The sequence below is a fragment of the Aquipuribacter hungaricus genome (genome assembly GCF_037860755.1).
Taxonomy (GTDB): domain Bacteria; phylum Actinomycetota; class Actinomycetes; order Actinomycetales; family JBBAYJ01; genus Aquipuribacter; species Aquipuribacter hungaricus.
Genome location: NZ_JBBEOI010000002.1, coordinates 95,468 through 110,949, shown reverse-complemented (window position 1 = coordinate 110,949; position 15,482 = coordinate 95,468). Strand labels below are relative to the sequence as shown.

The 15,482-nt window shown below is 74.0% G+C and carries 8 protein-coding genes; 2 read left to right on the top strand and 6 right to left on the bottom strand.

Going from position 1 to position 15,482, the window contains the following annotated elements:
- Window positions 1-79 precede the first annotated feature (79 nt).
- Entirely contained in the window at window positions 80-6,379 is a 6,300-nt protein-coding gene (gene mobF / locus WCS02_RS01325) for a MobF family relaxase (RefSeq protein ID WP_340288575.1), read from the top strand.
- Window positions 6,380-7,102: 723 nt separating this feature from the next.
- Window positions 7,103-7,804: a hypothetical protein gene (locus WCS02_RS01320; protein ID WP_340288573.1), complete on the top strand. Its 702-nt coding sequence runs from the start codon at window positions 7,103-7,105 to the stop codon at window positions 7,802-7,804.
- Between the two features lie 50 nt (window positions 7,805-7,854).
- On the opposite strand, the gene WCS02_RS01315 is transcribed toward WCS02_RS01320, so the two are convergent.
- From WCS02_RS01315 to WCS02_RS01290, 6 genes are all read right to left on the bottom strand, one after another.
- A complete protein-coding gene (locus tag WCS02_RS01315; protein WP_340288570.1) occupies window positions 7,855-8,493 on the bottom strand; it encodes a hypothetical protein in 639 nt (212 codons plus the stop codon).
- Complete coding sequence (locus WCS02_RS01310) at window positions 8,490-9,953, bottom strand: type IV secretory system conjugative DNA transfer family protein (RefSeq protein ID WP_340288567.1); 1,464 nt, start codon at window positions 9,951-9,953, stop codon at window positions 8,490-8,492. The genes WCS02_RS01315 and WCS02_RS01310 overlap by 4 nt, the downstream gene beginning before the upstream one ends.
- A complete protein-coding gene (locus WCS02_RS01305; RefSeq protein WP_340288564.1) occupies window positions 9,950-10,516 on the bottom strand; it encodes a hypothetical protein in 567 nt (188 codons plus the stop codon). Before WCS02_RS01305 ends, WCS02_RS01310 begins: the two co-directional genes overlap by 4 nt.
- A 94-nt stretch (window positions 10,517-10,610) precedes the next feature.
- Entirely contained in the window at window positions 10,611-12,287 is a 1,677-nt protein-coding gene (locus WCS02_RS01300) for a peptidoglycan DD-metalloendopeptidase family protein (RefSeq protein ID WP_340288561.1), read from the bottom strand.
- Between the two features lie 14 nt (window positions 12,288-12,301).
- Window positions 12,302-13,852 carry a TraG/VirB4 family ATPase gene (locus WCS02_RS01295; protein WP_340288558.1) on the bottom strand — a complete coding sequence of 517 codons (1,551 nt, stop codon included), beginning with the start codon at window positions 13,850-13,852 and terminating at the stop codon, window positions 12,302-12,304.
- Window positions 13,849-15,441 carry an SCO6880 family protein gene (locus tag WCS02_RS01290; protein WP_340288555.1) on the bottom strand — a complete coding sequence of 531 codons (1,593 nt, stop codon included), beginning with the start codon at window positions 15,439-15,441 and terminating at the stop codon, window positions 13,849-13,851. Before WCS02_RS01290 ends, WCS02_RS01295 begins: the two co-directional genes overlap by 4 nt.
- Between the last annotated feature and the right edge of the window lie 41 nt (window positions 15,442-15,482).

Sequence of the window (15,482 nt, the reverse complement as noted above, 5' to 3'; positions counted from 1 at the left end):
ACCTCTTGCATTTCCGGTGCGACGTCCGGGCGTCCCCTGCTGACCGCCGACGGCGTTCCGTTGCCGTGTGGGGGTCGTGATGAGCGTCCACAAGCTGACGGCGGGGTCGGGGTACGACTACCTGACCCGTCAGGTCGCGGCCATGGACGCCACCGAGAAGGGCCATACCGGGCTGGCCAGCTACTACACCGACCGCGGTGAGACCCCAGGGCAGTGGGTGGGTTCCGGTATGACCGGGATCGATGGGCTCGCCGTGGGAGACGTCGTGACCGCCGAGCAGATGCAGGCCCTGTTCGGCTCCGGGCACCACCCGCTCGCCGCGCAGAGGCTGGCCGCGCTGGAGGCGGCCAACCCGGACCAGCCAGGTCGGCCCGGGGGGCTGAGCGTGCGGGACCGGCAGGCCGTGACCCGGCTCGGGGCGCCGTACAAGGTGTTCACCGGCGACGTGAGCCCGTTCCGCCTCGAGGTCGCCAAGCGCATCGCGGCTATCAGCACCGACGCTGGGCTGCCAGGGGACTGGCCGGTCCCGGCCGAGGAACGGGCGCGGGTGCGCACCGAGGTGGGTCGGGAGTTCTTCCTCGCCGAGCACGGCCGGCAGCCGTTGGACGCCCGTGAGCTGGCCGGGGCGATCGCGCGGCACTCACGGTCGAAGACGACCGCGGTGGCCGGTTACGACCTCACCTTCTCCCCGGTGAAGTCCGTCAGCGCCCTCTGGGCGATCGCCCCGCCGGACATCGCCGCCCGGATCGAGCGAGCACACCAGGGCGCGGTCGCCGACGCGCTGCGGTTCATCGAGACCCACGCCCTGTACACCCGGACCGGGACCAACGGCGTGCGTCAGGTCGACGTGCGGGGCCTGGTCGGGACCGCGTTCACCCACCGCGACAGCCGTGCCGGGGACCCCGACCTGCACACCCACGTCGCGATCGCCAACAAGGTCCAGACCGTCGGGCCGGTCGGCAGCGAGGCCCCTGACGGCGCCCCTGACGGCGCCCCGGACGGTGCCGGGGTCGAGGGCGGCCGGTGGTTGGCGATCGACGGCCGGATCCTGTTCAAGGCGGTCGTCACCGCCTCGGAGACCTACAACACGGCGCTGGAGACCCGGCTGCGTGACGACCTCGGCGTGCAGTTCGACTTCCGCGCTGACGACCGGGCGAGCAGCCGGGCTGAGGCGCAGAAGCGTCCGGTGCGGGAGGTCGTCGGGTTCGAGCCGGTCCTGCTGCAGCGGTGGTCGGCGCGGCGGGCGAGCATCGAGGTGCGTCAGGGCGAGCTCGCCACCCGGTTCCAGCGTCAGCACGGTCGCCCGCCTACCCCGGTCGAGGCGCTGCAGCTGGCCCAGCAGGCCACCTTGGAAACCCGGGACGCCAAGCACGAACCACGCACCCTGGCCGAGCAGCGCGCCGCGTGGCAGGCGCAGGCCGAGCACGTCCTGGGCGGCGCCCAGCAGGTCCAGCGGATGCTCCGGGGAGTCCTCGACCCCTCGACGCGTCGCCCGTCGGCACAGCATCGCGGGCTCGACGTCGCCAGCCCGGCGTGGCTGTCGGGAGCTGCGGGACGGACGCTCACGGCGATGCAGGAGCGTCGCTCTACGTGGCAGGTCTGGCACGTCCGGGCAGAGGCGCAACGGCAGGTCCGCAGCGCCGGCGCCGGAGCAGAGGTGAGCGGACGGGCGGTGGACGCCCTGGTCGAGGAGGTCCTGAAGCGGCGTTCGGTGTCCCTGGCCGTGGCCGAGCGCGACGTGCGGGGGCGTGCGCTGACCGAGCCGGGGCAGCTGCGTCGGGCCGACGACAGCAGTGTGTACCGGGTCGCCGGCGCCGACCTGTTCACCTCCGCCGCCGTCCTCGCTGCCGAGCAGCAGATGGTGGGGCTCGCCGGCAGACTCGACGGGCGGGTCGTCGACGACCGTGCCGTGGACGTGGCGCTGTTGGAGGCCACGGCCAACGGGAGGGTCCTGAACGCCGGCCAGGTCGCGCTGGTGCGTCAGATGGCCACCTCCGGTGCCCGGCTCCAGCTGGCGGTCGCACCGGCCGGGTCGGGCAAGACCACCGCCATGTCGGCGCTGGCGGCGGCATGGACCGAGGGCGGCGGGCACGTCGTGGGGCTGGCCCCCTCGGCGGCCGCCGCGGCCGCGCTGCGGGAGCAGACCGGCACCCAGACCGAGACCCTGGCCAAGCTGACGTGGTCCCTGAACCAGGAGGCGCATGGGTCACCAGGACCCCTGCCGGAGTGGGTGCGACGGATCGACGCCACGACCCTGGTGGTGATCGACGAGGCCGGGATGGCGGACACGATGTCGCTGGCGACCGCGGCGGCGTTCGTCATCGAGCGCGGCGGCAGCGTCCGGCTCGTCGGCGACGACCAGCAGCTCGCCGCGATCGGCGCCGGCGGTGTCCTGCGCGACATCGCGGCGACCCACGGCGCAGTCCACCTCAGTGAGCTCCTGCGCTTCCGCGACCCCGCCGAGGGCGCAGCCACGCTCGCGCTGCGCGAGGGCCGCGCGGAGGCGCTCGGCTTCTACCTCGACCAGGACCGGGTCCACGTCGGGGACCTCACCACCATGACCGACGAGGTCTTCCAGGCCTGGCGGGACGACCGCGCCGCCGGCCTGGACTCCATCATGCTGGCGCCCACCCACGACCTGGTCGCCGACCTCAACCAACGCGCCCGTGCCCACCGCCTCAGCACCGCCGCCGAGGACAGCACCAGCACCGTCGGCAACGAGTTGACGTCGGGGACGCCCGCAGCGGCGGTGGTGGTGGTGGTGCGGCTGGCGGACGGGCTCGAGGCCAGCGCCGGGGACCTGCTCATCACCCGGACGAACGACCGGTCGCTGCGGACGACGTCGACGGACTGGGTGAAGAACGGTGACCGGTGGACCCTGACCGCCGTCCACGACGACGGCGCGATCATCGCCCGGCACCTAGGCAGCGGGCGCAGCGTGCAGCTGCCGGCCTCCTACGTGCGAGCCTCCGTCGAGCTCGGCTACGCCACGACCGTCCACACCGCGCAGGGCGTCTCTGTGGACACCATCCACGGCCTCGTGGGAGGCCAGCAGGGCGGGCAGCAGTCCCAGCTGTCCCGCCAGCAGCTGTACACGATGCTCACCCGCGGCCGGATGGCGAACCACGTGTACCTGGAGGTGGTCGGCGACGGCGACCCCCACAGCGTGGTCCGCCCCGAGGTAGTACGTCCGCTGAGCGCGACCGAGGAGCTCGAAGCCATCCTCGCCCGCGACGGCGCCCCGACGTCGGCGAGCACGCTGCAGCGTGAGCATGCCGCCCCAGCCGTCCTGCTCGGCCAGGCCACGGTCCGCTACGTCGACGCGCTGCACGCCGCCGCGCAGCACGTCCTCGGCCCCGACGTGGCCCGCCGGATCGACACCGCAGCCACCGACGTCGCGGGCGTCGTCGACGGCCTGCCGACCTCCCCCGCATGGCCCGTCCTGCGCGCCCACCTCATGCTGCTCGCCGCGGCCGGCACCGACCCCGTCGACGCCCTGCACCGCGCCGCGGAGATCCGGCCCCTGGACGGGGCAGCAGACGCCGCCGCGGTCCTCGACTGGCGCCTGGACGCCTCCGGGTCCCGCAGCAGCGGCCCCGGGCCGCTGCCATGGCTGCCCGGCGTCCCCACGCAGCTCGCCCAGGACCGCATCTGGGGCACCTACCTGAAGGACCGCGCCGACCTGGTCGTGGACTTGGCGGCGCAGGTACGCGCGAGCGTCGGCGACGCGTCAGGCGTGCCGGGGTGGCTGGAGCAGGCCGGTCCGAGGCCGCCGGCAGACGTCGTCGCCGACGTCGAGGTGTGGCGGGCTGCGATGCAGGTCGAGCCGGGAGACCGCCGCCCCACCGGCCCGCCACAGCTGCAGAAGGCGGCCCGCACCTGGCAGCGCACCCTGCAGGAACACCTCGACAGCGGCCGCACGCCCGCCATGGCCGAGTGGGGTGAGCTGCTGCGCCTCACCGCGCCAGCCGTCGCCGCCGACGCGTTCACCCCTGTCCTGGCTGGACGTCTCGCCGCGCTGTCGCGCGCCGGGATCGACGCCCGCCCCCTGCTGGTGGACGCCGCCCGGGTCGCTCCGCTGCCCGACGACCACGCCGCGGCCGCCCTGTGGTGGCGGATCAGCCGGCACGTCTCCCCCGCTGTTGCCCTGGCCGTCGCCCCCGACCACCGGCCCCCCGCCCCTGACGTCAGCGGCCAGCCGCTCCCCGTGCCATGGGCGGACCGCGTCGCTCAAGTGCTCGGACGCCACGGCGCCGAGGCTGTGCAGGCCAGCACCTTGTGGCCGGCGTTGGTGGCCGTGGTCGAGCACGGCCTGCAGCGCGGCTGGCAGGTCGACGCCCTGCTCAGCGCCGCCACCCCACCCGGCCTGGCCGCCGTCGGCACGCCCACGGCCGCGTCCGAAGCTAGTTCCGCGGCGGTGCCGGCCGAGGAGATGTGCCTGGCGATGGTGTGGCGGGCCTCCGTCCTCACCGACCCGAGCACCGCCCCCGGCACCAGCCAGCACCCCGACGTCTCCGAGAACCCGCCCCCGACAGACCTGTGGGACGGCGTCGACCCCGACCTCCCGGTCCGCGCCGGCGACGGGCCCCCCATAAGCGTGGAGCCGGCGCACATCGCCCCCCACGACGACCTGCTGCACGCCTTGTCAGTGCGGGGGGACTTCGGGGTCTCCGGCCACCCCGCATCGCCCGCTGCCGTGCCCAACCCGGTCGACCGCACAGACGTCCCCGACGCCCCAGCCGCGCTGGACCTGCACGACCATGCGGCCGCCGTAACGGCCGACCTCGCGGTACAGGCCCGGCTGCGGGACGTGCTCGGTGCGCCAGAGCCCAGCGCCGGCGACGTCGAGCGGCAGCTGCAGCGGGCCTACGAGCTCGAGACCGCCCCGGTCTCCCGCGAGCGGGTGGTGCAGGTCAACCAGCTCGCCCTGGACTGGTTCCAGAGCCAGTACCGCGGCTCGTGGGCACAAGCACACCTGCTGGAACGGTTCGGGCACGACCTCGTCGACGACCCTGCCGACGACCCTGTCGAGGGCCCTGCCGCCCGGCCCGGCTACGCACCCCGCGGCTGGAACGGGCTGGTGAGCCACCTGGGACACCTCGGCGTCACGGACGAGGAGATGCTGGCCGCGGGCGTCGCCACCACAGCCACCACCGGCCGGCTCATCGACCGCTTCCGCGACCGGGCCGTGCTGCCCATCACCCACCACGGCGAGGTCCTCGGGTTCATCGGCCGCCGTCATCCGCACGTCACCGACACCGAACAGCGTGGACCGAAGTACCTCAACACCGCCACCACCCTGGCGTTCGTCAAGGGTGCCCAGCTGTACGTCGCCGGCGAGGACCTCCTGCGCGGCGGAGCCGTCCCGGTCATCGTCGAAGGACCGATGGACGCGATCGCCGTCACCCTCGCCACCAGAGGCAGCCACGTCGGTGTCGCGCCGCTGGGGACCGCGCTGACCGACCAGCAGGCCGCCCAGCTCGCCGCCCAGATCACCACTCAGATCGCCACCCATGTTGACCCGGTGAGCGGCCCGCTGGCCGTCCGTCCCGTGGTGGCCACCGACGCGGACCTCCCTGGCCGGATGGCCGCCGAGCGTGCCTACTGGACCTTGGCCCTGCACGGCCTTGACCCCGCCGTGGTCGAGCTGCCCGACGGCACCGACCCCGCCTCCCTATACACGACCCGCGGCCCTGCGGCGCTAAGGCAGACCCTCAGCCAGGCCCGTCCGCTCGGTGAGGTGCTCCTCGAGGAACGGCTGAGGAACCTGCCCCCCGGCCAGGCCGTCGGTGAGGCGATGGCCGTGGCGGCCGCCCGACCGCCACACGAGTGGCCTGCCACCGCCGTCGAGGTGTCGCGTCGGCTGGACCTCGGCCGCGCCGAGGTCGACCAGCAGCTCCTCGAGCACGTCAGGGCGTGGAACGCCGACCCCCGGCGCGCCACAGACACGGCCCTGCAGGACGTCCGGGCTGTTCGGGAGCGGCTGCAGACCGCCACCCGGACGGGGACGCACGGATCCCCGGCAGCCCTGGGGACAACTACACCCTTGGTTGGGGCGCCGGCGGAACGCTGGCACGAGGTGGCCGCGACCCTCGACCCCCGGCTCGTCACCCAGGACGACTGGCCTGCCCTGGCCCACCTCATGCAGGCCGCCAGCGACCAGGGTCACGACGTCCCGGCCGCCACCCGGCAGGTCGTGCAGGCCGCGCCGCTCGGCGACCGCCCCGCCCAGGAACTCCGGTACCGGCTGGTCGCCCACCTCGACCTGCCGATGCCTGCGACCGAACCCACCGTCAGGCACCGGACCGACCCAGAGGCGGCCGCGGAGACGTCGCGGGCCGTGTCCTCGCCCTCGGCGTCCCCAGCGCCGCGGCGCTGAACCCGGCAATCGGGGCCAGACCAGAACGCCACCGAGCCCAAAGTCGGGTGCAATCACTCAACTGGGCCGGTGGAGGCGGACGGTCGTCCTGGGTGACTGACGGCCTCAGACGCCTCCTTGCCCTGTCGCAGCACCGCGGCCTCAGGCCAGGCTGGCCCCGTGCTGGTTGCTGTCACGGGGAGGCGGGTGCAGCGGGTACTGCCGCGCCTGCCGCCCCAGGGCGCCCTGCCCGCGGTCATGGAGGTGGCCCTCGCCCACGCTCTTCCCTTGCGACGACGAGACCAGCTGCTCGTCCTGAACGACCTTCTGCAGCCACCGCAGCCTGGTCCCCAGCCGGGGCCAGTGGTGGGTTCAGACCGGGTCAGTCAGCTGCGGGCCGAGGCAGCACGTTTCGCGCGGGGCACACCGGTCCCGCGCGCGATCGAGCAGGTCGCCGGGACGTTGGCCCGGGCGGGGGTCCGGACAGTCGACGACGTCGTTGACGAGCTCGTCGGAGCCGGTGCGCTCGAGCGCCCGCTGTCGCTGCCGGTGCTTCAGCGGCTGCTGGCCTTCTACGGCGTGGACGCCCCGGGCACGGACGTCTTGTGGCCCACCTCAGCGAGCCGCGGGAGACCCGCTGAGGCGTCCCCGGTCGACCGGGTCACCGCGACGCGACGGGCAGCCGCCGGGTCGGCACCCGCAGCGCGGACCGGCCCGGCTCGTGCCGGCGGTACGGCCAGCGGGGTGCTGGTCCCCGCGGTCGACAAGGCCGCGGCGATGAAGCTCGTGACAGGGGCGGTGCGCCGGCTGCAGTCCGACCTCGCCGTCGTCGTGGACACACCGTCGTGGGTGGCGGGCCCAGTTGCGCTGGCGGGGCTGCTCGCCGCGCACCCGTCCCTGCACGTGCTCCCGGTGCATGCCCGGCAGGTGTGGGTGTGCCTGGCGTGGACGGGAGGGCCCCGCCCGGGCACCGCGGCACGGACCGCGCGGCGCGTCCTGTCGGCGGAGAGGCTCAGCACGCCGCAGCTGCGTGCCTGGCTGCAGGCGGCGTGGGAGCAGCAGCCGTCCACCACGCGCGGCCCGGGCAGCGGCCCACCGCCCGTGCCGGTCCTGCGTGCGTGGCTGGGGTACGTCGCCCAGCAGGACCCCACCCTCGTCCCGCCCGGATCACGGGCCCCCGGCGCAGGGGTTCCGCCGCGAGGCCGGGGCCGCGGCTGGTGGTGGGACCACCCGCCCGACGCGGACGCCGCGCTGCGCCGAGCTGCGACCGCGGCCGAACCAGGCAGCGTCACCACCGACTCGCTGCTGCAGGTCCTCACCCGCCTGGGGTGCTCATTCCAGGCCGCGACCCAGGTCCTCCTGCGGTGCCCGCTGCTCGAGCGCGTCAGCAAGGGCCGCTACGTGCGTCGGCGCCGAGGCTGCTCGGGTCGAGCCGCCGCGAGCTGAGGACACCCTGGTCGGTGGTCACTCGTGGCAGAGCAGGCGCGAGCCCTCGATCAGGGGTTGAGCTCTCCCGTTTCCAGATCGACGACGCTGAGCCGGGCCGGTCGTGGCGGGGCCGGCGAGGCCCCTGCCTGGGAGGCGAGGGCGTCCGCGTCGTACACCTCGGCCCGGGCTCGGTGGGCCGCCTCGGCGGTGTGGCGGGTGTGGCGTCCCTTGGCGGGCCAGGGCTCGTGCCCGTCCTGGCAGTGGCCCTTGGTGCGGGTCCGGGTGCGGTCCTGGAAGGCGGGCAGGCTGTAGCGGTGCCAGTCCTCCAGGGCCTCGCTGGTCAGCTCTGCGCCCGTGCGGCGGCGCTGGTCGGCGAGGACGGCGATCTCGTGAACGAGGTGGGGGTGCTGGGGCCAGCAGGGCAGGACGGCGGCCTCGGCGTCCCACACGTATTCGGAGTTGAGCCAGGTGACGACCTGCTCGAGCCACTCCCACACCTGTCGACGTAGCTGCGGCTGGATGCACGAGGCGGGGTCCCACGGGCGCGGAAGCAGTGCCGGGTCACCGAGGGCAGCGATCTGCTCCTTGGTGCCGGTGGCCGCGATGTGCAGCTCGCGGTAGGCCAGCCGCACCAGCTGGGCCGGCTGCGGGAACGGCGCCACCATCAGGCCCGCGGAAGGCCGGGGGGCAGTGGACGGGGTGGTCACAGGGGTTCCTCTTCGTGGGCGGCGAGGCCGTGCCGGCGGGCTTCGGCGTGGGCGGCGACGGCGCGGGCGGCTGCGCTGACGGTGCCGCTGCGGGTGGCGCAGACCCGGTCGCGCTGCTCCTGCTGCTGCTGCAGCAGTCGTCGGCCCGGCCGGCCGTCGATGCACCGGTGCAGGCGGGCGATGATGGGTTTGCCGTTCTCGGCCACCACCAGGGCGCGCCCCTCGGGCAGTTGGCGAATCTCTTCTGGGCGCAGGACGGCGATGTCGTCACCGGACACGGTCCGGCCACCTCGGCCGGTCTGCCAGCTGCTGCGGGACACCCGTGTCGTGCCCACCAGGTCGGACACCTCCTGGTTGAAGGCGACGTCCTTGGAGCCGCCGAACATGACGAGGACGTTGGTGAGGCCGAACAGGGCTCGAGCCTCCGGTTCGCCGAAGATGGCCGAGAGCTGTCTCCAGGTCTGCGCGGCGTAGATGAACGAGATCCCGAGGGCCCGCTCGTTCGCCATCCGGGTGCGCAGGGTCGGGATGGGTGCGGTGGAGGGCAGTTCGTCCAGGCACGCCAGCATCGGCGGGCACAGCCGTCCCCAGGGGGACTCGTTAGCCAGGGTGAGGGCGGTGTCCAGGACGTGCTCGGCCAGCGCCGTCATGAGGGGTGAGGCGGAGGCGTAAGGGTCTTCGCGGCCGAGGAGGTAGATGGTGCCGTGGCGGCGGATGACGTCGGCGATGTCGGTGCTGGCCCGCCCCGGGCCGGGGGTGCAGCGGGTGCGGATGTCGGCCTGGAAGAACAGGCTCATGGCCTGCTGCACCGTCGTGGTGGTGTTCCCGGCGGTGCGGTCGTCACCGTGGAGGGCACCGTGGAGCAGGCCGTGCCAGAACGGTGCGGCGTGGGGGTGTTCTCGCAGGATCTCCGACGGCTCGCTGGCGCTGCGGGGGTTGGCGACCCAGCGCAGCACATGTTCAAGGGACCTGCCGGTCAGGGCGGCGGCGTGGAAGAACGCCTGGATCACCTTGGCGGCTTCCGCGGCGTAGAAGCGGGCGGCGGTGTCGTCCCCGCCGCCGGAGCTCACGGCTGCCTTGACGGTGCCGGCGGTGAACGCCTTGGCGCGTCGTTCGGCGACCATCGGGTCGACGCAGCCTTCGATCGGGTCCCACACCAGCTCCGGCAGGCCTGGTGCCAGGCCGAACGGGTCCAGGACGACGCAGGGACGATCACCCTGCCGTCCGTCGCGGGAGCGGGCGGTGACGCTGAGGAGCAGGTCGTCGACCTTCGTCAGGGTGACCAGGGCCGCGCCGTGTGCGCCCAGCAGGGCCGGGGTGAGCAGGTCCAGGGTCTTCCCGGACCCTTGGGGGCCGATGACGCCGGCGGTGCGGTCCCACGGCACCCACAGCTCGCCCCCGCGGGGTTCCTGCGCCTTCCCGAGCCGCCAGCCGACCTCCCGGCATGCCGCCGCCTTCACCTGCGCCGCCCGGAGCCCGCGGGGGCGGCAGCCGTCGGGAGAGACGAAGGGACAGACGCAGGGTGCCGGGCGGTCGGGGTCCCGTGGTGGCGGCCGTAGAGGTCGGGCCGGATGACGGCCCGGTTGGCTCGCAGCCGGGACCGGCCGAGCATGCGTCCCACGTCTGCGGTGCTGGCCATGCCCTTCAGGCGGCCCGGTCCCCACCGGGCCAGGGCCTGCCAGCCGAGCAGCCCCATCACTACTAGCGCCCCGACCTCGACGGCGGCGATGCAGGCCCACAACGTGCCGGTGGTGGCCACCGTCTCCGCTGCGCCTGGTCCGGGTGCCAGCGCGGGCGGGGTCTGGAGGCCGGCGGCAGCGTCGCCCCGGAGGAGGGCGGGCAGGCTGGTGAACAGCTCGGTGCGCGGCGGGAAGCGCCAGGGCTGCCCGGCGAGCAGGTTCGCGACGGCGCGGCCGCAGTGGGCGGCCAGCACCAGAACCATCACCACGGCGACGGTGATGCCGAGCGGGAGCTCCCACGTCCACGGGTAGGGGTCGTGACGGCGTGACCGCTGCATGCTCATGCTCCCCACACGTCAACCCGGCACCCTCGGCGGTCACCAGTGCGGGGGGTCCTCGGGCGCGTGCGGTGGCGCCCCTGTGCGGGGTGCGGCTGGCTCAGGTCCGGCTGAGGGTGGCGCCGTCGGAGAGGTTGCCGACGCGCCAGATCTCGAACCGGTTGCGCTCGGGTCCGTCGGCGTAGCTGAAGGTGCCGGTTCCGTCGCGGCGGTCGCGGGCCTCGATGGTGCTGAAGGTGGCGGGGTCGGCGACGAGCATGACGTGCCCGATCCGGTCGGGTCCGAGGTAGGAGTCCCAGAAGACGAGGTCGCCGGGGCGCTCCTGGCCCAGCTGGACCCGGTACCCGTTCCCTGCCGCGAGCCAGTCCCGTTGCGCGGCGGCGGTGCGGGGTGCGCTGATCCCGATCTGGGCCAGGGCGGTCTGGGTGAAGGAGGAGCAGTCCCAGGAGTCGGGGCCGTTGGCGCCGAAGACGTAGGGCTCACCGTCCTGGGCGTGCGCCCAGGTGAGCATGGTGACCACCCGGGCGTCGTCGATCGGGGGCAGCAGGGGGTTTCCGCCGGCGGCGGTGCTGGTGGTGCCGGGCCCGCAGTCGGTGAGGTCGCCCAGGACGTTCCCGCCGCCGTAGGCGTGCGCGTAGGCCAAGACGTCGTTGACGTACCAGTCGGCGCGGTTGTAGGCGAAGAGTGCGGCGCGGACCCCGTCGGGTCCTTCGGTGAGCCCGGAGACGGTGAGGTAGTGCGCGGCGGAGTGCACGCTGTCGGCGTCGTTGGTGATGTCGGCGCGACCGTCGCCGTCGCCGTCCACGCCCATCGTCGTCCAGGTCGCGGGCATGAATTGCATCAGTCCCCGGGCCCCGGCGGAAGAGGTCGCGGTGAGCCGGCCGTGCGCGGTCTCGGCCATGCCGATGCCGGCGAGCACGGTCCACGGGATCGCGTAGCGTTCGGCTGCCGCGCGGTAGAGGGCCTCGACGTCGGCGGGGACAGGGACCGGCGCGTTGATTACGGAGGCCTTTCGGGGTTGTCCTGCCGGGGGCAGCTCGAAACCCACACCGCCCTCGCCCGCCTCCCCCGAGGCGTCCGGCTGGGTGGCGGTGCCGGCGAGGAGGGATCCGGTGAGGACGGTCCCGGCAGGGGGGACGTCGTCCGGCGCGCTGGCCCGGGGGGGGACGGCCGTCCCGTCCAGGGGTGCGCCTCGCTGGGCCATGAAGGCGACCGGGTCGACCGCGGTGCCGTGGCGGAGGACCTCGAAGTGCAGGTGGTTGCCGGTGCTGGTGCCGGTGGAGCCCTCGACGCCGAGCCGTTGCCCGGTGCTGACCTGGGCGCCGGCGCTGACGGCGGGGTCGATGCTGGCCAAGTGGGCGTAGCGGGTGCTGATCCCGCCGCCGTGGTCGATGTCGACGACGTTGCCGTACGCGCCGCCGTCACCGGCCCGGCTGATGAGGCCGGCGGATGCGGCGACGACCGGGCCGGGTCCGGGCCGGGAGACCAGGTCCTGCCCGGTGTGGGGGCGCCACTCGCGGTGGATGGGGTGGAACTGCCGGCCGAAGCCACGGTTGGACACCGTGTACGCCTGCTCGAACGGCACCCGCCACTCCCCGGCCCCGGCCCCGGCCGCACCTGCACCGGCCGGGGTGCTACCCGGTCCGGTGCACGCGAGCGTGGCCAGGTGCGCGCCGACGGCTGGGGCGGTGACCGTGGCGAGGAGCAGCGCGACGAGGAGTGGGCCGGCGAGCAGGCTGGCCGCGACGGTGGCGACGGTGACCTTGACCATAACCATCTCTTTGTCCGCCGTCAGCCGGCGCCCTGGATGGCGTCGTTGGTGAACGTCAGCTGCTTCTCCAGGGGGTGCAGGACGGTCTGGACCTTGTACAGCTGCTCCCCGACCCCCCACACGGCGCGGCCCTTGCCGTGGCGGGCCCAGCCGGTGACGAGGTTGCGGGCGATCGGGCCGAGGGCGAGGAGCCGCTCGAGGTCGTCGCCGACGGCGGCGTCCTGGCCGTGGAGGATCTTGATGTCGGCCAGGTGCAGCATCTCCTTGGCGATGACGGCGGCCTGAGAGCCGGCGGCCCCGGCGGACGGCAGGTCGCCGGGCTTGTGCGCGACGGCGATCTGCAGGTCGCCGCGCCGGGACAGCCGGAGGTCGGCGTCGAAGCTCTTGACCGCGTCCGGGCCGAGGCGTAGCTGGCGCCACGACTCGTCCCGCACGACCAGGCGAAGGTCCCCGGGTGCCGCGGTCTCCCGCATCGCCCGCCCCCAGGAGTTCAGGCACAGCAGGGCGATCCCGACGGCCTCGTCGCCGAGCGGTTCCAGCCGGGACAGGCTCAGCGACTGGATCGGGGCGCGCCAGTCCACGTCGATGCTGGTGTGGTCGTCGAACAGACCGGCCAGGGCGCCGGTGACGAGCTGGCCCAGGGCGTCGCGCAGCAGCCGGGTCTCGTCGAGGAACTGCCTCTGCGAGGCGTACCGGCACTGCGTGATCAGCCTGTCGGTGGGGTTGTCCAGCAGGTGCCACAGCTGGGGGATGGTGACCTCCACCAGCCGCGAGCCGCCGGCTGCGTAACCGGTGAGCTCCTGCAGGGCTGCGGTGACGACGACCTCGTCGCTGGGCCCGAACGGCACCAGGCTGTCCCCGATGCGCTGGCTGCCGACCAGACCCCGGACCAGGGTGAGCCACCGCCCGAAGACGAGCGAGGACCGGCGCTGCACCTCCACCGGGTCCAGGTCCGCCCACCCTTGCCCGAGCGGGCCGAACGCCAGCGGGTTGACCCGGGCGGGCAGTCCCGGGCCGATGGTGAACGGCTCCACGCCGACCGCGTGGCAGAGCTTCTCGTACTCGTCCTTGACATCGCCGAGGATGAGCGCCCGGTACCCGAAGTCCAGCAGCCGCAGGACCATGGCCTTCACCGTGGCGCTCTTGCCGACCCCGGGGTTGCCGAAGCAGAAGATGTTGGGGTTTGTCACCTGGATGTCGTCGCGGACGACCCACCCGAACGGGTCGACGTAGAAACTGCCGCCGCTCAGCTGGTCGATGCCCATCCAGGCCCCCGTCGGGGGCAGGCCGGGGGTGGCGATGAACGGCCACAGCACCGGCGCCTGGTCGCTGGTCATCCGCCACGTCGACACCGGCGCCGGCGCCGTCGCCCACCCGCGGCCCGCGCGCCGGGGTCCGCGTCGCCCGGCGTACCGGAACAGCCGGGCGTCCTTCTCCTCCATGGCCGGGGCTGGCGCGACGGGCAGGTCGTGCCCGAAGTCAGCCAGCAGCCGACCCACGTCCCGGCCCGTAGCGCTTCCCTGGGCGCGGCCCGTGGCATGGCCGTTCATGCGGCTCAGGACGCTGCTCATGCGTCACCGCGGCGGCTGAGGCTGACGCCGAGCGGCACGGATGATGCGGCGAAGCCGAGGTCCTGGGACAGGTCCAGGCGCAGTGGGGCGAACCCGGCCCTGCGCACCGAGGCGTCCAAGCGGCGACCGAACTCCTCCACGCGGGCGGTGCTCGGCACGGTGACGGTGCACACCGCGTACGGGCGGGTCATGGAGTGACCGCGGGCGAACTTGCCGTCCAGTCCGCGTGCGCGGGTGGCCTCGGTCCGCTGCCGGGCGCGCATCTTCACCCCGGCCTTGGCGCGCAGCTCCTCACCAAGGTCTGCCGACCACTCCCGGGTGGCGCTCTGCCGGTCCGCGGTGGCCTGCCGCAGGATGGGGTAGGCCACCATGAAGCTGCGCCGCTCCCCCGGCTCAGAGGGTGTCAGCACCGGTGCGAGGGCCCCCATCACGGCCCCGCTGTCGGGCAGGGTGATCGTCGCGCTGATCGAGCTCCACGCGTCGTGGGTGTAGTGCCTCGTGGTGGCCTCCGCCCCGGCCGGGCCGGCCAGTGCCCACGGCACGTCCGCGGCGATGCGCGGGGCGCCGCTCCCGTCACGATCAGAACCGCCAGAGCCACCAGCGGCGCCGGGAGCACCGCTGGAACCAGCGGCGCGGGCGGCGTCGGCCTGATCCCGCTCAGCCAGTGCGGCGACGACGCCTGCCCGGTCGCCGGGGGCGAACCCTGTCCGGCACGCCAGCGCCAGCTGCGGTGACGTCAGCCAGCTGACCTCGTTCATGGCCATCCCTGCGCGCAGCTGGGCCTCGACCTCCCCCATCAGCCCGTACAGGACCCTGGCCCGACCATCGAGCCCTCCACCGCACTGCCTGGCCGCGCGGGCCATGCGGGTCTCGGGCACCACGACCGTCACCCAAGCCTCGGTCCGGACCGATGCCTGCGTCAGGGCCTGGCGAAGGTCGTCGTTGACCGCCCGGGCCAGCGGGGGCCCGTCGGCCCGCCGGTGCCGCAGCATCCACAGATCCCGCTCTGCGCCGTCGTCGGGCACGGTGCGGACGGTGAAGAGGACCTCGTCGATCAGCTCGGTGTGCGAGGCCAGGTCCAGCAGCCCGCCCAGGCCGTTGGCCTGGTGGGCACGTTCTTCCGCGTCGACGAACCCCAGGCCGGGGTGGACGACGGCGGCGGTGACCGCCCACGTCCGCGCGGCGTGGTCCTGGACGATGGCGGCGCGGGACAGCGACGCCCCGCGGGGCGGGCCGTCGTGGACCTCGATGCCGTGCAGGACGCCCGGCAAGTCGGGTGCCTCCATCACCCCGGCCCGCCCCACCGAGGCCCGGGCCCGGAACTGGGTCCAGCCCGCGACGGTCCCGACGAGGTAGGACAGCGACGCGATCAGCCAGCCGGTCGCCGGGCGGCCCCTGACCGGGACCACCGTCACCAGGAGCACCAGCAGCCACCCCCCGCTCAGGGCGGCCGCGGTGAGCCAGAGGCCGGACCGGACAGCGAAGAACACGGGCAGGCTGGTCGTCACCAGGGTCGCCAGCTGCCAGCCGTTCAGGCCGAAGAACCAGCCGATCCGGTCCCTGCTGTAGTCGTCGAACACCAGCGCCATGACATGTCCTCTCAGGGGTAGATCAGTGGGTGTCGCCGAGC